Origin of the sequence: Maribacter antarcticus DSM 21422 (assembly GCF_000621125.1) — a bacterium.
In the GTDB taxonomy this organism is placed as follows: Bacteria; Bacteroidota; Bacteroidia; order Flavobacteriales; family Flavobacteriaceae; genus Maribacter; species Maribacter antarcticus.
In genome coordinates, this window is sequence record NZ_KK211214.1 from 803,216 (window position 1) to 822,686 (window position 19,471).

At 37.1% G+C, this 19,471-nt stretch carries 24 protein-coding genes and 1 pseudogene; 19 read left to right on the forward strand and 6 right to left on the reverse strand.

Annotation, left to right across the window (positions count from 1 at the left end; all coding sequences use genetic code 11):
- The first annotated feature begins 622 nt into the window (after positions 1–622).
- The 17 genes from Q360_RS27045 to hflC all read left to right on the forward strand — a co-directional run bounded on the left by Q360_RS27045 (position 623) and on the right by hflC (position 11,082).
- On the forward strand, positions 623–757 hold the full coding sequence (locus Q360_RS27045) for a hypothetical protein (RefSeq protein ID WP_262493241.1): 135 nt from the start codon (positions 623–625) through the stop codon (positions 755–757).
- A gap of 291 nt (positions 758–1,048) precedes the next feature.
- Positions 1,049–1,330 (forward strand): ferritin-like domain-containing protein, encoded by a 282-nt coding sequence (locus Q360_RS26845; RefSeq protein WP_051554822.1) that lies wholly within the window; start codon positions 1,049–1,051, stop codon positions 1,328–1,330.
- Positions 1,331–1,526: 196 nt separating this feature from the next.
- Positions 1,527–2,519, forward strand: a complete 993-nt coding sequence (locus Q360_RS0120005; RefSeq protein WP_027078673.1) for an NADP-dependent oxidoreductase — start codon at positions 1,527–1,529, stop codon at positions 2,517–2,519.
- Positions 2,520–2,559: 40 nt separating this feature from the next.
- The gene (locus tag Q360_RS0120010; RefSeq protein WP_027078674.1) at positions 2,560–3,216 is read left to right on the forward strand and encodes an SDR family oxidoreductase; all 657 of its coding nucleotides are present in this window, start codon (positions 2,560–2,562) and stop codon (positions 3,214–3,216) included.
- An 11-nt stretch (positions 3,217–3,227) separates the two neighbouring features.
- The gene (locus Q360_RS24965) at positions 3,228–3,449 is read left to right on the forward strand and encodes a hypothetical protein (RefSeq protein WP_027078675.1); all 222 of its coding nucleotides are present in this window, start codon (positions 3,228–3,230) and stop codon (positions 3,447–3,449) included.
- Positions 3,450–3,472: 23 nt separating this feature from the next.
- Positions 3,473–3,607: a hypothetical protein gene (locus Q360_RS27050; protein WP_262493242.1), complete on the forward strand. Its 135-nt coding sequence runs from the start codon at positions 3,473–3,475 to the stop codon at positions 3,605–3,607.
- A 330-nt stretch (positions 3,608–3,937) separates the two neighbouring features.
- The gene (locus Q360_RS0120030) at positions 3,938–4,234 is read left to right on the forward strand and encodes a 4a-hydroxytetrahydrobiopterin dehydratase (RefSeq protein WP_027078676.1); all 297 of its coding nucleotides are present in this window, start codon (positions 3,938–3,940) and stop codon (positions 4,232–4,234) included.
- Positions 4,235–4,300: 66 nt separating this feature from the next.
- Complete coding sequence (locus tag Q360_RS0120035; RefSeq protein ID WP_036196410.1) at positions 4,301–4,672, forward strand: arsenate reductase family protein; 372 nt, start codon at positions 4,301–4,303, stop codon at positions 4,670–4,672.
- Positions 4,673–4,906: 234 nt separating this feature from the next.
- On the forward strand, positions 4,907–5,140 hold the full coding sequence (locus Q360_RS26365; RefSeq protein ID WP_027078678.1) for a thiamine pyrophosphate-dependent enzyme: 234 nt from the start codon (positions 4,907–4,909) through the stop codon (positions 5,138–5,140).
- A 441-nt stretch (positions 5,141–5,581) separates the two neighbouring features.
- On the forward strand, positions 5,582–6,316 hold the full coding sequence (locus Q360_RS0120050; protein WP_027078679.1) for a flavodoxin family protein: 735 nt from the start codon (positions 5,582–5,584) through the stop codon (positions 6,314–6,316).
- Between the two features lie 290 nt (positions 6,317–6,606).
- Positions 6,607–6,723, forward strand: a complete 117-nt coding sequence (locus tag Q360_RS26850; protein ID WP_245603309.1) for a hypothetical protein — start codon at positions 6,607–6,609, stop codon at positions 6,721–6,723.
- Between the two features lie 651 nt (positions 6,724–7,374).
- Positions 7,375–7,647 carry a hypothetical protein gene (locus Q360_RS24025; protein WP_036196337.1) on the forward strand — a complete coding sequence of 91 codons (273 nt, stop codon included), beginning with the start codon at positions 7,375–7,377 and terminating at the stop codon, positions 7,645–7,647.
- Positions 7,648–7,895: 248 nt separating this feature from the next.
- On the forward strand, positions 7,896–8,096 hold the full coding sequence (locus Q360_RS0120065; RefSeq protein WP_027078680.1) for a hypothetical protein: 201 nt from the start codon (positions 7,896–7,898) through the stop codon (positions 8,094–8,096).
- An 86-nt stretch (positions 8,097–8,182) separates the two neighbouring features.
- Positions 8,183–8,497: an HPF/RaiA family ribosome-associated protein gene (locus Q360_RS0120070; RefSeq protein WP_027078681.1), complete on the forward strand. Its 315-nt coding sequence runs from the start codon at positions 8,183–8,185 to the stop codon at positions 8,495–8,497.
- 134 nt (positions 8,498–8,631) lie between these two features.
- Entirely contained in the window at positions 8,632–8,886 is a 255-nt protein-coding gene (locus Q360_RS0120075) for a hypothetical protein (RefSeq protein ID WP_245603310.1), read from the forward strand.
- A gap of 280 nt (positions 8,887–9,166) precedes the next feature.
- A complete protein-coding gene (hflK, locus tag Q360_RS0120080; RefSeq protein ID WP_036196338.1) occupies positions 9,167–10,147 on the forward strand; it encodes an FtsH protease activity modulator HflK in 981 nt (326 codons plus the stop codon).
- Positions 10,147–11,082 (forward strand): protease modulator HflC, encoded by a 936-nt coding sequence (gene hflC, locus Q360_RS0120085; RefSeq protein WP_027078684.1) that lies wholly within the window; start codon positions 10,147–10,149, stop codon positions 11,080–11,082. The genes hflK and hflC overlap by 1 nt, the downstream gene beginning before the upstream one ends.
- A gap of 79 nt (positions 11,083–11,161) precedes the next feature.
- On the opposite strand, the gene Q360_RS0120090 is transcribed toward hflC, so the two are convergent.
- The 3 genes and pseudogenes from Q360_RS0120090 to Q360_RS24970 all read right to left on the reverse strand — a co-directional run bounded on the left by Q360_RS0120090 (position 11,162) and on the right by Q360_RS24970 (position 12,741).
- Positions 11,162–11,341, reverse strand: a complete 180-nt coding sequence (locus Q360_RS0120090) for a hypothetical protein (protein ID WP_027078685.1) — start codon at positions 11,339–11,341, stop codon at positions 11,162–11,164.
- Between the two features lie 208 nt (positions 11,342–11,549).
- A pseudogene (locus Q360_RS25505) lies at positions 11,550–12,035 on the reverse strand (ATP-binding protein).
- Positions 12,036–12,426: 391 nt separating this feature from the next.
- The gene (locus tag Q360_RS24970) at positions 12,427–12,741 is read right to left on the reverse strand and encodes a hypothetical protein (RefSeq protein ID WP_027078687.1); all 315 of its coding nucleotides are present in this window, start codon (positions 12,739–12,741) and stop codon (positions 12,427–12,429) included.
- 549 nt (positions 12,742–13,290) lie between these two features.
- Here Q360_RS24970 and Q360_RS27300 point away from each other — a divergent pair.
- Entirely contained in the window at positions 13,291–13,461 is a 171-nt protein-coding gene (locus Q360_RS27300; protein WP_169734679.1) for a DUF6747 family protein, read from the forward strand.
- A gap of 543 nt (positions 13,462–14,004) precedes the next feature.
- A complete protein-coding gene (locus Q360_RS24035) occupies positions 14,005–17,385 on the forward strand; it encodes a ThuA domain-containing protein (protein ID WP_051554824.1) in 3,381 nt (1,126 codons plus the stop codon).
- Positions 17,386–17,407: 22 nt separating this feature from the next.
- Here the strand turns inward: Q360_RS24035 and Q360_RS0120115 are convergent, their stop codons facing one another.
- The 3 genes from Q360_RS0120115 to Q360_RS26040 form a co-directional block, all read right to left on the reverse strand.
- On the reverse strand, positions 17,408–17,662 hold the full coding sequence (locus tag Q360_RS0120115) for a hypothetical protein (protein WP_027078688.1): 255 nt from the start codon (positions 17,660–17,662) through the stop codon (positions 17,408–17,410).
- A 182-nt stretch (positions 17,663–17,844) separates the two neighbouring features.
- Positions 17,845–18,885: a methylmalonyl Co-A mutase-associated GTPase MeaB gene (gene meaB / locus Q360_RS26035; protein ID WP_051554825.1), complete on the reverse strand. Its 1,041-nt coding sequence runs from the start codon at positions 18,883–18,885 to the stop codon at positions 17,845–17,847.
- Between the two features lie 3 nt (positions 18,886–18,888).
- Positions 18,889–19,449 (reverse strand): DUF2911 domain-containing protein, encoded by a 561-nt coding sequence (locus tag Q360_RS26040; protein WP_027078689.1) that lies wholly within the window; start codon positions 19,447–19,449, stop codon positions 18,889–18,891.
- Positions 19,450–19,471 lie beyond the last annotated feature (22 nt).

Consider the following 19,471-nt stretch of genomic DNA (forward strand, 5'->3'; position numbering starts at 1 on the left):
CTGGAAACGGATAGCCGTGGTCAGCTTGATTTTAGGAGTAGGATTAATTCTGCCAAACCTGTCATAGAAAAAGTTATCGTAAAAAACCTACAATAAGTGCTTTGTTTATTGATGTACAGCGTATGATTAGACACAAAAATAAAAAACGATTAATTATACGTATTAAAAAATAGTACTAGTTCCTTAAAATATAAACGATACATGGAGTATCAACTACATGAGGTATTGCCGGGGAGATGGGCATAGGATAAGAATGCTTCATATCATTGATTAGTGTAGTTGAGAAGCAGTAGGAATAGAATTGGAAATAAGTTTTCCCTCCTAAAGAGTGTGCGGGTTCTTTCTCAAGTAGCGTAGTAATAGCATGGATTCTAGAATCAATTTTTATGTATAACAATCAAACTGACCCATGTCACTTCTGGCTTCAAAAAGTAACTGTATATTTTCTTTTAAATAAGACATGAATTTCTGGACTACTATAAAAATGAGAAGGAAAGAAGTGCTGCTACAGGTTTCAAGTTTAGGTGCTTAAAAACCTTTTAACATAGGCTTAACCTGCGTTAGCCTAGAATTCGAAACCTATGCCGTATACTATAGAGGAACGCAAAATAGAATAGAAACAATGAGCGACACAAGAAAATTTAAGAGAAAAGTAAAACAATCAAATCCTACAAATCCGTCTGGGGGCAGCGATATCAAGAATAAGACATTTGATATTGACAAAAAAACTATAGATGAAAACCAAAGTAATAAATAGTTTCAAAAAGAATAATTGAACGGCACAGTTATAATGCTTCGTTACTATAGTTAAAAAATCACTCGATTAAAATTATATCAGATGAAAACTAACAGGCTTTCAGATAAGCGCGCAGCCGCATTATAGGAGCAAATGATAAATGCAGCGCATGCTTCTCAATTCTATTTATAATATGCCTTATGAGGTGACAACAATGGATATAGTGGCATTGTAAATTTTCTTTCTGGCATGCAGCGGAAAAGCGTGACCATATGAGGCAGTTGTTTGCATACATTTTAAAAAGAGGCAAAAGTGAAAGTGACTGCCATCCCAGCTCCCACAGCCGACCCTGTGCGTGTAAGTAATTTTTTTGAAAAAGCGGTTGAGCATGAAGTAAGTACTACTAAAGCCAATTACAACCTAGTAAAATTAGCCCATACTAAAGAAGATTGTGCTACATGGAGTTTCTTGCCATGGTTCTTGATGGAACAGATAGAAGAAGAAAATATTGCCATCAGTCTACTAGATAAAATTAAAATTGCAGGAGGTAAAAAGCCAGATTGGGTATGCTGCGTTTATTTGATAAAGATTTAGAAAATCCTCCCGATGATGCAAGATTGTCGCAGGAGGTAACAACGGATAATCTTTAATAAATGAATTCAAATACGCCCAAGTAAGACTGCGCATCTAGAATAAGCTCATTCAAATTTGAGTTATTAATATCTTGAAAGCATAATAGGGTTGGATTAGGCTCATTTACTTTAATTCAGTATTAAAATTTGAACTAATTATGAACGTATTACAAATAGTAACGTACGGTGAACTTAAAGACGGGTTGTCTTTCAGCGAAACCGCAAGACCATCAATTAACGCTACGGATATTCTTATTAAAACCAAGTCCGCAGGACTCAACCCTATCGATTATAAACTGGTGAGTGGCGGCCTAAAAGATATGGTTTCTTTGAACTTACCCAGCACCATAGGTTTTGACGTAAGTGGTATCATTATTGAAAAAGGAAAAGAGGTCTCCGGCTTTGAAGTAGGTGATGCGGTATATGCTCGAGTACCTCAAAATCAGATGGGCACTGTAGCAGAATATGTTGCTGTTGACAGCACAGTAGTTTCGAAAAAGCCAGAGAATATTTCGTTTGAAGAAGCGGCTGGCTTGCCATTAGTTGGGCTAACCTCTATACAAGCTTTAGAGCGTGTTGGTCTCAAGGAAGGTGACCGTGTGCTTATCCATGCTGGATCAGGTGGGGTAGGCAGCTTCGCTATACAATATGCCAAGACCAAAGGAGCCTATATTTATACCACCACCAGCACCAAAAATGTGGACTGGGTGAAAGCACTTGGTGCTGACCGTGTCATCGACTACAAAAAGGAAGATTACAAGACGATAGTATCGGACTTAGACATTGTGTTTGACACGCTCGGAGGCGATTATACTACGGACGCATTTCAGGTAATTAAAGGGGGTGGAAGAGTAACAAGCATTACCAGTGTTCCTGATGAGGAAACAGCGGATATGATGGGCATGGAAGGCTATCAACTGCCTGAAAATTTCTCCAAACTGATAGCTGCAAAGTCAGCTACTTATAAACTCACTTGGATGCAGCCCAATGGCGAGCAGCTAGATGCTATATTAGCGATGGTGAAAGACGAGAAAATCAAACCTATAATTGATAAGGTATACGCTTTCAAAGATTGCATCGAAGCCTACTTATACGTAGCCACAGGAAGAGCCAAAGGGAAAGTAATTATCAACTTGTCCAAAGCGGTTTAATAGGTTTTACTAAATTATTAATTTCTAATACATAGATAATATGACTAACGAAAAACAAAATATATTAATTGCCGGTGCGAACGGCACCACGGGAAGAATTATTGTTGAGTTACTGAAAGGTTCAGATTCCTATAGGCCTATCGCTATGGTTCGTAAGCAAAAACAAAAAGACTATTTTGAACAAGAGAATATAACAGCGGTAGTCGCTGATCTCGAAAAGGACGTAAGCCATGCTGTAAAAAATACAGATAAAATAATTTTTGCCGCGGGGTCTAAAGGCAAAAATGTGATAGGTGTAGATGAAGATGGAGCCAAACGACTCGTGGATGCGGCGAAAAACGCAGGAGTAACAAAATTTGTGATGTTAAGCACCATGGGAGCCGACAACCCTTCTGTTAGTGAAGAATTGGGAGCCTATTTACAAGCTAAACAAAATGCGGATGAGTACCTAAAAGCCAGTGGCTTGGAATACAGCATAGTAAGACCTGGTTCACTGACAGATGAAGAAGGCACGGGCAAAATTCAGCTAGAAGAAAAATTAGAAAGCGCTGGGACCATTTCTAGAGCAGATGTTGCCAAAACGCTTGTTGAAGTATTGGCGGGCGGTGTCATGCAAAATCAGGTTTTTGAAATATTAGCAGGGGAAACGCCCATTGAAAAAGCCACTACTCACCAATACATAAAAAACACACTTTAAATACTACAATAATGAAAGCGATGTGCTCAGTAGAAGTTATAACGACAGCTGGCCGAAATAGCTATGTAAAAAGTGATAATTACGTTTTGGACCTATACGTAAGATGGCCTAAAGCGATGGGCGGAGCAAGTGAAGATGTTGCCAGTAATTCATCTACCACGTTACCTAACCAGGTTACAGCTGCAACTGCTAGGCCAGCTCAACGTACAGCTTGTATTTTGTCAACGAGATAAGGAAACATAATACGGCTAAAATTATGGGGCACTCTGGGACAGATGTGGACGTATTTGACACCCTTTTAGCGTTTGCAAAACCTAAAGGAATAATCGCTTTGCCTTTACAAAAAGAACAGCTTGGCTATAACGTTTATTTATTACTTGCTCCTTTGTAAAGTGCAGGTCTTGACCTACTGGTAAACGGCGTTGCAGACGTTCGAACAATTTGTAAAACTGGGATGTGGCAACAAATGCGCCTACACTAGCTTTTAGAGTTTTAGATGTAGTAGGAATTACCACCGAATATAATATTAACAATATGGAGGTTGAAAAACTGGAGATTGAGCGAAACAAGACCTAGTGGATTACTTAAAAGAAAATTTCGTAAATTAAGGAAAATTAGGGCAACAAGAGGCGAATGTTTTATACCTATCCGACTCTTTCTTCAAAAGACGCCGACTTTTTAAAATAAAATTATACTAGTTTAAAATAAATACATTATAAAAATGACAAATTTAAATAAAGAGGAGATTCAGGACGGAATGAAAGAAATTGATGTTTCGTGGGTTCTAGAGGTTCAATTCATTCATAGAGAAATTATTTTCAAGGATTTTGTCGAAGCATTTTCTTTTATGACAGCAGTTGCAATGATAGCTGAAAAGGCAGGCCATCATCCAGATTGGAAAAATGTGTATAACAAAGTCAATATTACGCTCAACACCCATGATGCAGATGGACTCACAAAAAAGGATTTTCAATTGGCAAAAGGTATTGACCGGGTACTAAAAAATTATGGACAATAAAACCTATAATCAATAGCATTCTGTGGGAGGCTGATGCCCATAGCCAGGTTAAACGAAATAAATAGTATGATATTTGCCAATACTGATAAAGAGATAACACTGATTTATAATTCTGAAGATCACATCGGCCGGCAAATTCTGGCTTATGCGCAAATGGAAATTATACCTATTCGTGTCATAGATTTAAAGCATATGAAATTAACTACTACACATTGGGCAGAATTAGCTTCTAAAATGAAAGTTAATGTTCGAGACTTAGTAAACACGGAACATCCTAACTTTTCTCAAAAGTACGGACGGTTAAATCAATTATCAGATGAAGATTGGTTAAAATTATTGATAAATAATGCTGACATATTAAGGGCTCCTATTGTTATGAAAGGTGATAAAATAATAATGATGACTAACCCACAGGAAATGCTTTATTTCGTTAAATAAAGCCACTACCGTAGTGAAAATTTGATATGGAGAATACTCTTTACAAGGGTATAATCTTAAGCCATTATAGCAAATTTGAATAATTATCTAAGAAAAAAAATGCCCAAAATATATCAGATTATTTAGTAGAAATGTTTGTAGCAGACGGTGTAAAACGTGTTTACGTAATTATAAGCGATAGTGCAAACCCTTTGAATGGTGCTTTAAGAATGGGTGGAGGATTACAATGAATACATGACGAAAGCCATGCCCATGACTAGGGGGGCAGGGCTTGTATCCCACTCCGATAAACAAGTAATTACTTTTTGCGGAGATGATGGTACCGTTATGCTTTTGGGAGACTTAATGACCACTAGCCAATACAAAATACCTGTTAAAATTAGCATATTTAACAACAGATGCTTGGGTACGGTAAAGTTGGAAGTGATAGTAGAAGGCTATGTTGATTGGCAAACCCAGATTTTGTAAAACTGGTAGAAGCAATGAATACTCTAGCTTCGTAAGCTAAAGAATCCAAAGACGTAGCACAAGCAATGCGTACTGGTTTTAATCGTGATGGCCCTGCCGTTATCAATATTTATACAGATTCAGAAGCATTAGTAACTCCTCGGATAAGTGATAGGGACGGCTATTTTTATGACCAAGCTAATTATAAGAGGTAAAACTGCTGAAGTCATTGACCTAGTTAAATCGGATTTAAAACATCTAAAAGAACTATTTTAAAAAATCAGTTACGGTATTTGAAAAGAATAAAGGAGAAGGACATTTTAAGGGTTCAAATTTGGACAAAGCACAAATCTTTACAACACTAAATAAATAATAAAAACGGTTACAACAACTGATAAGAAGGTATAGACTAATTCATACACTGCATATCCAAGAACTTTGTACCCAATAAATTAAATAAATATGAAAAATTTAGATTTTACTCTTTTACGTGTTGTTTATGTGAACTGTACTTTGAAAAAATCGCCAGAAAATACGCATACCGGCTCCTTAATGGAAGTTTCCAAAGCAATAATGATAAAAGAAAAGGTCAAGATTGATGAAATTAGGTTAATCGACCATGAAGTAGCAAGTGGAGTATATCCAGACATGACGGAACATGGCTGGAAGACAGACGAATGGCCTTCCTTGTTTAAGAGAATTATAGAAGCGGATATACTTATTGTGGGAACACCTATTTGGCTTGGTGAAAAGTCTTCAGTAGCTCAAAAATTAATTGAAAGACTATACGCTATGAGCGGAAAAATGAATGATAAGGGGCAGTACATTTTTTATGGTAAAGTAGGTGGATGTATAATTACCGGAAATGAAGATGGAGTAAAGCATTGTGCAATGGGTATATTATATGCGCTTCAGCATGTAGGTTACTCTGTTCCTCCTCAAGCAGATGCTGGATGGTTAGGTGAAGTTGGGCCAGGCCCAAGTTATGGAGACAAGGAATGGAAGGGTAAAGAATTTAAAACTCCTATTGGTTTTGAAAGCGATTTTACCAATAGAAATACAACATTTATGACCTATAATTTACTCCATCTCGCATCTATGCTAAAGGCAAATAATGGTTATCCTAGTTATGGGAATTCTCGCAAAGAATGGGATGATGGAAAGCGTTGGGAATTTGAAAATCCTGAATACAGATAAATATACAACTGACTACAATAATGTGTAAAAATACATTTAAACGTATTTTATACTAAATGTAATGCATGATTGAAATGCAGCCATATCGTATAATATGGCTATTATTAATTAGAAATAGAACATCAATCAAGATGAAAATTAGCACTATTTTTTTCTGATATTTTTTTTGCCTTTGTTCACGATACTCACAAAACGATTATCCAGAACCAGCAAAAATACCTACCTAACTATTTTACATTCAACATAGCAATAACCATAGTACTTACGTAAATGATACAAATATAAAGGAAGTGATTAGTGACCCTTCTCAACCAATTAATCAGTACCGAATAGTTTACACTCAAAAGGTCATAAAAAAAAACTGTTGTTGGGTATACAAAAAAAATTCTCTTACGGAAGGATGCTAATAGAAGCAGAACCTGATTTATTCAAATTTCGTCTTGCTTCTAGGAAATGATTATTTTTTTATCTCAATTATGATTCAATTGAAGGCGCTAGAATTTAGGTGACTGTTAATAAGCATAAGATGTATTTAGACAAGATGTCTACACAATTCAAAAATGGAATTTTTGGTATCAATGTTAAAGCCAAATATGTTCTATTTTATGGTGAAGATTATAATTCTGCCAAACCTGTCATAGAAAAAGTTATCGTAAAAAACCTACAATAAGTGTTTTGTTTATTGATGTACAGCGTATGATTAGATACAAAAATAAAAAACGATTAATTACACGAATTAAAAAATAGTACTAGTTCCTCAAAATATAAACGATACGTGGAGCATGAACTTCATGAGGTATTGCCTGGGAGATGGGCATAGGATAAGAATGCTTCATATTATTGATTAGTGCCGTTGAGAAGCAGTAGGAATAGAATTGGAAATAAGTTTTCCCTCCTAAAAAGTGTGCGAGTTCTTTCTCAAGTAGCGTAGTAATAGCAGGGATTCTAGAATCAATTTTTATGTATAACAATCAAACTGACCTATGTCAGTTCTAGCTTCAAAAAGTAAATACATATTTTCTTTTAAATAAGACATGATTTTCTGGACTACTATAAAAATGAGAAGGAAAGAAGTGCTGCTACAGGTTTCAAGTTTAGGTGCTAAAAAACCTTTTAACATAGGCTTAACCTGCGTTAGCCTAGAATTCGAAATCTATGCCGTATACTATAGAGGAACGCAAAATAGAATAGAAACAATGAGCGACACAAGAAAATTTAAGAGAAAAGTAAAACAATCAAATCCTACAAATCCGTCTGGGGGCAGCGATATCAAGAATAAGACATTTGATATTGACAAAAAAACCATAGATGAAAACCAAAGTAATAAATAGTTTCAAAAAGAACAATAGAATCGTATCGTTATAATGTCAATATCAATTGGAAAACAGCCGTATGGGCATTATATGTTCTCCACAATTAGAAAGAGAGAAAGACTTTCGCACAGAAGTGGCCATTCCAACTGAGTTTCACAAAGGGATTGAAGGAATTTCGTCTCTTTAACACTTTTTATCGGCCTCCGTGAACGGTTGTTTAATGACTGCTTTTTTAGCCATAGCTGAAAACGCATTAATCAAAACATATGAAAACTAAGATAGAATTGGAACAGAATATAATAAGCATCACCGCTAAAATTCATAGGGAATTCCCCGAGTTATCCAAACACATAACTGAAATACCGGTAAATGATTCCGAAGAAGATGAAATAAATATCAAAAACCTTGAGGGTTATTATCATTCTTTAAATGAGATTGTAAGTAAATATGCTAAAACACATAGATAAGTACAGAAAGGATAGCTCATTGAACGAAAAGGATGTTAAAGAAGAGAACGCTTGAAAACGAATAATTAAACTAAGAAAATACAATTATGACAATACAACTTAACACTGATAAAACGATAAGCGGTAATGAAAAAGATCATCATTATTTTACCTCTATGATTGAAGAAGGGCTAAAAAATGTTGAATCCCATATTACAAGAATAGAAATTCATCTATCAAATGAAAAAGGAATAAAGGAAGGATTTAACGATATGCGATGTTTGTTGGAGACCAGAATTGAAGGTAGACAACCGATAGCTGTTTCATGTCAGGCCGATACCGTTGAACAAGCAGTATCTGGTGCGATTGATAAACTCACAGCTTCTTTAGAAACAATCCTCGGAAGAATGCAAAATCATTAAGAATCCACCTAATAAAATGAAAAAAACTAGGAATTTGGAGGAAGCATTCAACCGCAAATTTGATTGATTTAAATTTCAAGAAATATAGTTGTTCCATAACATCAGAATTTTCGTTTAATACAAAAGAAGAAGCGTTGAACAGAAGCAAAAGTCTTATGCATAATAAATGGAAGCAAATGCAGGAAGCCTATTACAAAGAACTTGCAGGTGTCATTACGAAATATGACAATGTTTTTTTATTTGGCCTGACAAAGGCAAAAATTGAACTATATAAGTACTTGAATAAGGATTCATATTTTAGGGATATAAGTATTGCCATCCAATCCACTGATAAGATAACGGAGAATGAAAAAGAGGCTTTTGTGGTAAATCATTTTGAAAATATATAGTGGTTCTTTGAATTATATTTTCGTTTTGCCATATTGAATTCCAAATCGCTTCAACAGGCCGGATTTTCCTTTTAATTTACTGCAGAAACGTTTCGCTTTACGGGTTAATAACAAAAGAAGACTATCTGGACGTAAAACGTAATTCCTGAAAAATAAACTAGTTGCTTTCAAATCATAAAAAAATAATACTGGAAAATATTCAAAGCAGGATATACACCTAGAAGTATTATTTGAATAAAAAATGTATGGGTAGTACCGATACATTTTAAAAATAAACAAAATGAATATAGAAAAATTAAAACTACCCCCCCAACTACAAAAAACACTTCAGTTCTGGCGACCTATTGTTTCATTACTATTTTTGGTGCTTATTCTGTGGTCATCACTTTTTCAGATTAGTACTGAAGAGGTAGGTGTTATTACACGATTTGGGAAGTATGTGCGACAAGTAGAACCTGGATTAAATTTTAAAATACCTTTAGTAGAAGATGTTTATAAAGTTCCAGTAGAAAGACAACAAAAACTAGAGTTTGGTTTTCGTACGGCTCAAGCCGGAGTAAATACGCGATACAATAATCAATCATCAAATACAAAAGATGAATCATTAATGCTTACTGGAGATCTTAATCTTGCAGAGGTGCAATGGGTTGTGCAATACAGGGTAGATAACGCGTATAATAACTTGTTTGAAGTTAGAAACCCTCAAAGTACACTGCGTACGCTTTCTGAAGCTGCAATGCGACAAATTGTCGGTGACCGAACCGTAAACGAAGTGCTAACGGTTGGCCGTACAGAAATAGGAAGTAAGTCTCAAGAACTTATTCAGCAAATATGCAGAGAGTATTCTTTGGGTATCAAAATAGAACAAGTCGTACTACAAGATGTGAATCCACCAGAGCCCGTAAAAGCAGCTTTTAATGCTGTAAATGAAGCGCAGCAAGAAAAGGAAACACTTATTAATCAAGCAAAATCAGAATACAATAAAGTAATACCTAAAGCAAGAGGTCAAGCAGAAGAAACTATTCAACAAGCCGAGGGATATGCGGCTGAGCGTGTAAATAATGCAGACGGAGAAGCTGCTAGATTTACAGCGCTGTATAATGAATTTGTGAAGGCGCCCGAGGTAACAAAAAGAAGGGTTTATCTGGAAACAATGTCAAGCGTGATGCCTAAAATAGGTAATGTGGTCATCACAGATGATAAAGGCAATAATGTATTACCATTATTACAAATGGAGATGAACAAAAAAAATATAAAATAATGAAAACTAAATCAATTTTAATTACAGCGATAGTCATTATTATTTTGATAGGCTTAAATAGTAGTGTTTTTATTGTACAAGAAAAAGATCAGGTAATCATCACTCAATTCGGAAAGCCAGTTGGTGAAGCCATTACTGCTCCTGGGATACATTATAAGGTACCTTTAATACAAGATGCTAATTATTTCGAAAAGCGTGTTATGGAATGGAATGGTGATCCAAATCAGGTACCAACCAAAGATAAAAAGTTCATTTTTGTAGATACGTATGCAAGATGGCAAATTACAGATCCACTTCAATTTTTTAAACGATTAACGAACGAACGGGGTGCACAATCACGTATCGACGATATTCTAGATGGAGATACAAGAGATTTTATAGCAAATAATGACATTGAAGAAGCGGTACGTACCAGTAACAGAGTTCCTGAATCATCGGATACTGATATTATTGGTGATTCTTTGGCAAAGATTAATGTAGGTCGAGATAAGATTCAGCAAATGATACTAGAGTCAGCAAATGAACAGACTGCAGACCTGGGGATTAAAATACTGGATTTTCGATTTAAACGTATCAATTATGTGCAAGAAGTGCAAGATCAAGTGTACGAGCGAATGAAAAGTGAGCGTTTTAGAATTGCTGATAAATTCCGATCAGAAGGTCAGGGAGAAGCTTCACGTATTAACGGTGAAAAGGAACGAGAGTTAAAAAACATACAATCTATTGCATTTAGAGATGCTGAAATGATTAAAGGTAAGGCAGATGCTACCGCAGCCTCAATTTATGCAGAGGCCTATAATAGATCTAATCAATCGAGAAGTTTTTATGGCTTTCTGAAATCTATGGAAACATTTGAAAAAACTTTTGATGGAAAAACATCTATTTTTATTTCAACAGATAGCGAATTGTACAGGTACTTGAAAAAGATGAATTGACGTTCTGTGAAAAAATTGATACATACCATTTATGCTTACTTTGACATCGTCATCCTGAACTTGTTTCAGGATGACGATGTCAAAAAGGAGTATCAATTCCTAATTGGTTGTAGTAATAGGTGATGATGTTATCTGTGGTTGCCATTTCTTTACCTATAGCTTTGAGCGCCTTGGAAACGGCTGTCAAGTCGATTCGTTTTTCTTCCTCGAAGGTATTTACATAGCTTGATATGCTTAGGTTATAGTCGTTTTCGTCCACTTAACTTGGCGCCATAGCTGTATTTATCTTGCGTGTTTCGGTTCCTTTTTTACGTTGAAAGTTCAAGTCTTATTAAACAAAACTTATTTATAGCTAGTGGAACTCCTCGAAGGAGACTTTAATCTGGATAAGCCAGTCAAAGTGAACCACGCGCGCCAGATGAACGTGTGCATAGCAAACTAAATGCCCAAAGTCTAGTACCTTGTGATTAAATGTATTGTTTGGTTTTTAGTTCGTTTCGCATAGATTCTCCCTTGATATTGCTTCGGTGAACTGTGTGTAGAAATCTATCCAACATTGCATCCGCAGTAGTCTGTTCTCCTATAATCTCATGCCATGCCTCGATGGCTAGTTGAGAAGTGATTGTAGTTGACTTTTTTCCATGTCTATCTTCTATGATTTCCATAACAGAGTATCTACTGATGTTGTCCAGACCTTTGAGACCGAAGTCGTCAAGTAGGAGTAGGTTTTGCTTTTCGATTCTGTTTATTTGCTTTACATAAGAACCATCTGTTTTTTATGTTTTGAGCATGGTAAATAGTTTGGTAGCATTGAAGTACATGACCTTGTAACATAGGGTACATGCTTGATGCCCTATGACCGATGCCATATAACTTTTACCTGCACAGGTACTTCCTGTGATGAGGATGTTATCTTTCTGATTTATAAAGGCACAACTGTTGCAGCGTTGTATTTGGTTTTATCAATTTTCCTGGTTGGTTCGTAATCAATATTCTCCATAACGGCACTATACCTAAACTTGGCTGATTTGGTCAAGCGTTCTATCTTTCTGTTTTATTTGTAATAATGGCCTCCCCTGATGTTACCGTGGTTAGGTATATCGATTGCTGGTTCAATGTTCTCATCTAGGAAGTTTTATCCTTTCTCAAGGATACGGTCTATGCTATTGTAATTGTACGCGCCGAAGTCCGACGTCCTTTTACAGACATTGTCCCTAGGCTTGTAAGCGCTAGTTGGTAATACGGCTGTTTCATAGTACTCGGCAAAAGTCTCGTGACCTTTGGTTTGGAACGCCTTTTTTTGATGACTGCGTACTTAAGGGTCCTAGGCACACCCCTTTAGAACTAAAGTGGGTTCTCAACAGGCTGTATAAAATCTTCTTTCTTTTGGCTCGCACTAGCTTCTACAGGGGTATATTGACTCGTGCGCAGTACGCAACCAAATACCTCAAGGCTCTTTAGTTCGCCCATATGACGGTCTACAATGGTGAGTTTCTTTTCTGTATAATCAATGAACAGTTTATCGCCTGCTTTATGGGTAAAGTGTATGACGCGCGATACCTCCTTGGTCCATTTGGTGTACCAATACTTACACTGTGGTACCTTTAACCCATCAAAGTATTTTGCATAATATTCCGACCAGAGCAGTTGTCTAGTCACTCCTGTTTTACGTAATTCCTTAGCAACATAAGGAAAGTACTTTTCTAAGGCAGGAGCTGTTTGCTTTTAGGTCGCTGTAATGACCTTATAAGTGGTGCGTTGGTAACGCTTGAAAAAGGAAATGTATTTACGAATGGTGTTGCGCGATAGCCCCCTAGCCTTGAACTTATCTGGCGTTTGCTTACACCCTCACTATGTAGCTTAAAATCTGTTTTACTTCTCGCATAGCTATTTGTTTGCTGGCCAACGTCTTTTTAACAAAAAAAGACCTTTAACTTTTGCAACTAGAATCCCCTCTTTTAGTGGTTCAGTTTCGTCCGGCAAAGGTGGTATACTATGCCGGATTTTTGCACATAAGCGGGGTAAATTAGATGCGTAAGGGTTGTATTCTCCGATTAAGTGAAATGAGCGTTTTGCTATTGGTCTGCTTTACGTACTGTTCACCTTACGGAAGTACTGTTAAGCATTGTTTTAGGACCATAGGACAAGTAAGTTGTTATTACTGTATAAAGTGTCCATAACTTTGTTTTGAATCTAAAAACCATTCTCATGAAAACAGTCCTACTTGTGCAGCAAATTTATTCTCAAGGCTTTAAAAACCTGGGAGGCTTCTTAGCCAAACGTTACTTTAAATTTTTCGCATGGTTTAGTTTTATAATGTTTGCCGTTGTAATGTATGCCTTTATTTATAGGCTAGCCACCGGATTTGCTTTTGACTAAACATCGCTAATAGAAAAGCCTGAGTTTACGATTAAAGGATTGCTTTTGTGGCTGCTTGTTTTGGATTATCGATGCTATTATTGCTTTTCATTTGGCTTTATTGCTAAATCTTGGTCAAGTTCTGTTGAACGAGTGGTTCCCAGTTTTACATCAGTATTATCAATCAAAACGAATACCACTTTCGATAAATTACGTCCTTTTTTTTAAGGCTAAACAGGTTTTCTATTGAGATTACTTCCTTATCTGATTCTAAAAACTACCATGAATCATTAATCCAAATTCATTAAAAAAATGAATACGGTGTATGGACTGACGTAAATTTTTGGGTGTTAACCCTTGGTATACCCCTATTGAAGCGTTACCGTTGGATAGAGTGGTGTTTAGCTGCTGAACTACTATACCCTATGGCGTATTTTAGTATGAAGCCTACGCCTATATGTAAGTAGTATTTGAAGCGAAGTATCCGTTAGTAAATTATAATTCATTTAGTTGAAATATTTTGTAAAATTCCATAGCTTACACCTTCCATTTGAAATACATACAATGCGAATACTACTCCCGGAATTATCTTCTTTAAAAACCGCTACGAAAACATTTCTTTTTATTCTAGTCTCCTTGTCCATTGTATCCTGCAGCACCAGAGCAACGGAAATTTTAGTTTTTAGCAAAACTGAAGGTTTTAGACATGGCTCCATTGAATCAGGTATTGTCGCTATTGAAAAAATGGGAAGGGAATCTGGATTTAGTGTAATTGCTACAGAAGATGCGAAATACTTTGAAGAAGACTCCTTAAAGCAATACGCGACCGTTATCTTTCTGAATACTACTAAAGACGTTTTGAATGATGTACAGCAGGCCGATTTTGAACGCTATATTCAAGCAGGGGGTGGTTTTGTAGGTATACACGCCGCTACAGATACCGAATATGATTGGCCTTGGTATACAAAGTTGGTGGGCGCTGTTTTTGATAGTCATCCAAGAATACAAGAAGCACAACTTCTAATTAACGAAGCCAAGCATCCGACAACCAAACATCTAGATTCTGTTTGGATAAAAAGCGACGAATGGTACAATTTCAAAAATATAAACCCGGACATAAACATTCTAATACGTATTGATGAAACGAGCTACGAAGGCGGAACCAATAAGAACAACCACCCCATTTCTTGGTATCATGAGTATGATGGTGGCCGTGCCTTCTACACCGAGATGGGGCATACCAATGAAACTTTTGAAAACCCTAAATTTTTGGAACACCTAAAGGAGGGTATCGAATATGCAGTTGGAAATGGTACGTTAGAGTATGATTTAGCCACTACCGATAGAGTTCCACCAGAAGACCGTTTTGTTAAAAAGGTACTTGATTTTAACCTGAACGAGCCGATGGAACTTGATGAACTGCCAGGGAAGGGTATTTTATTTATCGAACGTAGAGGTATATTAAAGCTTTTTGATTTTGAAACGGAAGAGACAAAGACTATCGCCGAATTAGAATTATTTTACGGTAACGAAGATGGACTTATAGGTCTTGCTGTTGATCCTAATTACGAGGATAATAATTGGATTTATCTATTTTATTCGAAAGCTGGTGAAATCTCACAACAGCATATTTCGAGATTTGATCTGGTCGAAAATAAACTCGATTTAGATTCTGAAAAAATACTACTTACCATCCCTACAGACCGTCATTGTTGCCATAGCGGAGGTTCCTTGGAGTTTGGTCCGAATGGTAATCTGTTCATTGCGGTGGGGGATAATACAAACCCGTTTGAATCCTCGGGTTTCGCCCCTATTGATGAGCGGGAAGGAAGAAAAGCGTGGGATGCGCAAAAATCTTCAGCCAATACAAACGACCTACGGGGTAAGATTCTTCGTATTAAACCAGAAACAGATGGATCTTATAGTATTCCTAAGAACAATCTTTTTCCAGAAGGAACGCCAAAAACGAGATCTGAAATCTATGTGATGGGTAATCGCAATCCCTTTCGGCATTCCATAGACAGTAAAACAGGGTATCTATACTGGGGCGATGTAGGCCCGGATGCTGGAAAGACAGACCCAAATCGCGGTCCAAGTGGTATGGGTGAATATGATCAAGCCCGTCATGCTGGATTTTGGGGCTGGCCATACACAAGAGGGTATAACGAGCCTTACAACGATTTCGATTTCACCTCAGAAACAGCGGGACCAAAGTTTGACCCAGATAATTTAGTCAATGATTCTCCTAACAATACCGGAATTCAAAACTTACCACCAGCGCAAAAGTCCATGATACCCATGACCTATTATCGCTCTGAAGAATTTCCGTGGATGGGTGATGGCGGTATAAATCCGATGGCAGGACCCGTGTACCGAGCTTCTGATAATCCCAATGCTGAGATAGCCTTCCCAAATTATTTTGAAGGTAAATTGTTTGTTTATGAGTGGATGCGTGATTGGGTGTATGTAATTACGATGGATGAAGACGAGAACTATGTGAAAGCAGATGCCTTTATGCCCAACACAGAATTTTCCCACCCAATGGATATGATTTTCGGTGTTGATGGGAAAATGTATGTTTTGGAATACGGTCAAAAATGGAATTCACAAAACTTAGACGCCCGTCTGAGTAGCATTTCCTATTTGTCAGGAAACCGAAGCCCCATTGCTAAAATAGGAAAGGATAAAATCGTAGGAGCCTCTCCATTAACCGTGCAATTTACAGGAAGCGAATCTTTGGATTACGATGGTGATGAACTAAGCTATGAATGGTCCTTTACCGATGATGCTATGCAATCTTCCGAAGAGAACCCCAAATTTATTTTCGAGAATGATGGAATCTATAACGTACGATTGAAAGTATCCGATACTAAAGGAAATGCAACAACTAGCAATACGAAAATCTTGGTTGGTAACGACGCTCCGACATTATCTATTGAAGTTTTGGAAAATGATTCGACCTATTGGCATGGTAAAAAAATAGACTATAAGATTATCGTAAACGACAGGCAGGATGGAACCACTTTGGATAATTCTATTTCTCCTAAAAATGTTAAAGTAACTTTTGATTATATACCTGAAGGAAAGGATATGGTAAAAGCGACAATAGGACATCAAAGAAATGTTATTCACGAAGGAAGAAGGATAATAGAAGCTTCTGACTGTAAGGCCTGCCATGCCACTATTGAAAACGTGAATGGTCCTAGTTATACTGAAATCGCAATGAGATACGGAAAAGCAGATACTGGTTACCTGGTGTCTAAAATTATTAAAGGCGGTGGTGGTGTTTGGGGTGAAAGTGCTATGTCTGCACATCCGCAATTGAATATGGAAGAGGTAACCCAAATCGTTAACTATATTCTCACGTTAAAACCGAATAAAGAAGAGGTCCAAGCTTCGTTACCCTTAGAAGGCACATTGACGTTCAACAAACATGCCCCTTCAAAGGGCGAGGGTACCTATGTGCTCATGGCCTCTTATAGAGACCAAGGAAACGCTGGGCAGCCAGAATCGGAGTTGAACATTCAAGGGCAATTTATTTTCTATAGTCAAAAAATTGAAGCGGAAGATGCCAATGAAATAAGTGAAGGAACAAACACGTGGAGCACTAATGCTGTAAAAATTGTTGGTGGGTTAGTTCATAATTCTTTTCTACGATTCGATAATGTGAACCTAGAAAATCTGCACCACCTGAAATATGCTGCTTTCTATGCCGGAAACTATGACTATAAGGGTGTTTTAGAAATTAGACAAGGGGCAGTTGATGGTCCTATTATCGGTAAGCAATCACTACGTTATTCGGGCGCGGCAGAAACTATTTATTATGAAATCCCTGTAACACCGACCTTAAAAAAAGAGACCCTATATCTTGTCTTTAAGAACCCAGAAAATGAGTTGCAGTATATTGGACATGCGGATTGGATTTCTTTTGATTTCCGAAGATAATTCGCCTTTAACTTTTGGTTACTTATTTAAAGCCTACAGGATTAAGATAACCAAACGATTTGGGGAATAGATACATGGCCGAAATCAAAAAAACCGCTTTATGCCAGCCGATGGCGTGTAATATAGACCTATCCGTAAGGCCCTCTTGCAAATTTGGGTCATTAGGGTTGGTACTATAATCAATATCAGGAAACCGTTTTTTTAATTGTGAGATATAGATTACCGTAACCTCCTGTCCTTGATGCACTGGAACAGGAGTTAAATATTTGCTTAACACATAACCTGCTTGGTCATCACAACTAATTTAATACACCCCCCGTTTAATGTACTCTACTGTAATGGCTATTTTTAGGTTCATTAGTTTGTATTTAAATTTCAAATAGCGTGCTATTTCTATGGTTGTTTTCTATTTGGTAATGAAACCTAAGAATTGATTTGTAATCCGTAAAAAACGAACCTTTATTTATTTCGATAAATAGCTAATAATTGTAGGGCGGCATTAAAAGGCGAAAGTGTTCCATTCATTACTTTTTCTTCCAAATTAGGAAGCATCTTTTTGATTTTTGCATCTCGGTTAAAATCGTTTTTAAGGCTTTGTTCTATGTGCTGCAACAACCAGCTTTTGTTTTGTTCCTGTCTGTTCCGTTCAAAAAATCCATTTGCTTTGCTCGTTTTTACAAACTCTTCAATCACATCCCAGATAGGTTCTAAACCCTTGTTTTGCAAAGCGGAACAGCGCATGACCTTAGGAATCCACCCATTTTCTTTGGGAGGAAATAATTGCAAAGCTCTTCTAAACTCTACTTCGGCGAGTTTTGCGGCTTTAAGGTTTTCGCCGTCCGCTTTGTTGATGGCGACCGCATCTGCCATTTCCATGATACCTCTTTTTATCCCTTGTAATTCATCGCCTGCGCCAGAAAGTTTTAATAATAAAAAGAAGTCCACCATACTATGGACGGCAGTTTCGCTTTGTCCCACCCCAACAGTTTCTATAATAACAATGTCGTAGCCAGCGGCCTCTAAAAGAATAATGCTTTCTCTGGTTTTTCTGGTCACCCCGCCAAGAGAACCTCCGGATGGCGACGGTCTTATAAACGCATTAGGGTCTTGCACCAATTCTTGCATACGCGTCTTGTCTCCAAGTATGCTCCCTTTAGTTTTACTGCTAGTAGGATCTACAGTGAGTACCGCTACTTTTTTTTCCATTTGGGTAAGCATCTTTCCAAAACCTTCTATGAATGTGCTTTTTCCAACACCTGGTACGCCGGTAATGCCAATGCGGAGTGTTTCTTTTTTTTGAGATAAACAGGACTCGATAATACGATTCGCAATTGCTTGATGTTCTTGTTTTGTGCTTTCAACCAGAGTAATTGCTTTACTCAGGGCAGCTATGTTATTGCTAAGAATACCTGCAACAAGTTCTTCTGGTGCATAATGCTTTCCAGAGCTTCCTGCTTTTGGTTTTTTGAAAGTAGTAATCTTGGTACCGTTCTCGTTCAAGGTTTATTTATTGATGGGAATACGAATCTTTATGGTATCCCACGATAGGTTTAGATACAACTGATTGTCGTCTTCAAATAACATCGTAAAATCTTCTACCGCTATGGTAAGTTCCCTTGTTGGTATTTCTACTTGAAGTACATCCTGATCAGCATCTCTTGTGGTTTTCTGTCCACCACTCAATAGAGTAACACCCCAATCGGGAACCTCTTTGTTAAAGATCACGTTCCAGCTATTTTTTTCTGGTATGGTCCATATGGAATAGGTTCCCGGCGGAAGGTCCTTATCTATAATTTTCACGGTTTCTGAATTGGTAAAGGTCGTTGGTTCGTTGGCTCCTGTTCGCCAAACTTCACCAAACGGCACCAATTCTCCAAAAATCACTCTATTTTTTTTTGATGGACTCGAGTAGTTTACCTGTAGTTCTGCACCCTTTAGAACGTAGGACGTGGTTTTTTCAGGACTATGCTTCTTGGTTTGCGTTTGTAACAAAGGCATACCTACAAAGAAGAATAAGGCTCCCAGAACTACTAAAAAAATAAGTAATCTTTTTAAAAACTTCATAACTGTTGTTTTGGACTGGTTC

Bases quoted from the DNA above. Each gene is read 5' to 3' on its own strand.
- Q360_RS27045 (WP_262493241.1), top strand. From the start codon at position 623: ATGAGCGACACAAGAAAATTTAAGAGAAAAGTAAAACAATCAAATCCT.
- Q360_RS0120005 (WP_027078673.1), top strand. From the start codon at position 1,527: ATGAACGTATTACAAATAGTAACGTACGGTGAACTTAAAGACGGGTTG.
- Q360_RS0120010 (WP_027078674.1), top strand. From the start codon at position 2,560: ATGACTAACGAAAAACAAAATATATTAATTGCCGGTGCGAACGGCACC.
- Q360_RS24965 (WP_027078675.1), top strand. From the start codon at position 3,228: ATGAAAGCGATGTGCTCAGTAGAAGTTATAACGACAGCTGGCCGAAAT.
- Q360_RS27050 (WP_262493242.1), top strand. From the start codon at position 3,473: ATGGGGCACTCTGGGACAGATGTGGACGTATTTGACACCCTTTTAGCG.
- Q360_RS0120030 (WP_027078676.1), top strand. From the start codon at position 3,938: ATGACAAATTTAAATAAAGAGGAGATTCAGGACGGAATGAAAGAAATT.
- Q360_RS0120035 (WP_036196410.1), top strand. From the start codon at position 4,301: ATGATATTTGCCAATACTGATAAAGAGATAACACTGATTTATAATTCT.
- Q360_RS26365 (WP_027078678.1), top strand. From the start codon at position 4,907: ATGACGAAAGCCATGCCCATGACTAGGGGGGCAGGGCTTGTATCCCAC.
- Q360_RS0120050 (WP_027078679.1), top strand. From the start codon at position 5,582: ATGAAAAATTTAGATTTTACTCTTTTACGTGTTGTTTATGTGAACTGT.
- Q360_RS24025 (WP_036196337.1), top strand. From the start codon at position 7,375: ATGAGAAGGAAAGAAGTGCTGCTACAGGTTTCAAGTTTAGGTGCTAAA.
- Q360_RS0120065 (WP_027078680.1), top strand. From the start codon at position 7,896: ATGAAAACTAAGATAGAATTGGAACAGAATATAATAAGCATCACCGCT.
- Q360_RS0120070 (WP_027078681.1), top strand. From the start codon at position 8,183: ATGACAATACAACTTAACACTGATAAAACGATAAGCGGTAATGAAAAA.
- hflK (WP_036196338.1), top strand. From the start codon at position 9,167: ATGAATATAGAAAAATTAAAACTACCCCCCCAACTACAAAAAACACTT.
- hflC (WP_027078684.1), top strand. From the start codon at position 10,147: ATGAAAACTAAATCAATTTTAATTACAGCGATAGTCATTATTATTTTG.
- Q360_RS27300 (WP_169734679.1), top strand. From the start codon at position 13,291: ATGAAAACAGTCCTACTTGTGCAGCAAATTTATTCTCAAGGCTTTAAA.
- Q360_RS24035 (WP_051554824.1), top strand. From the start codon at position 14,005: ATGCGAATACTACTCCCGGAATTATCTTCTTTAAAAACCGCTACGAAA.
- Q360_RS26040 (WP_027078689.1), bottom strand. From the start codon at position 19,449: ATGAAGTTTTTAAAAAGATTACTTATTTTTTTAGTAGTTCTGGGAGCC.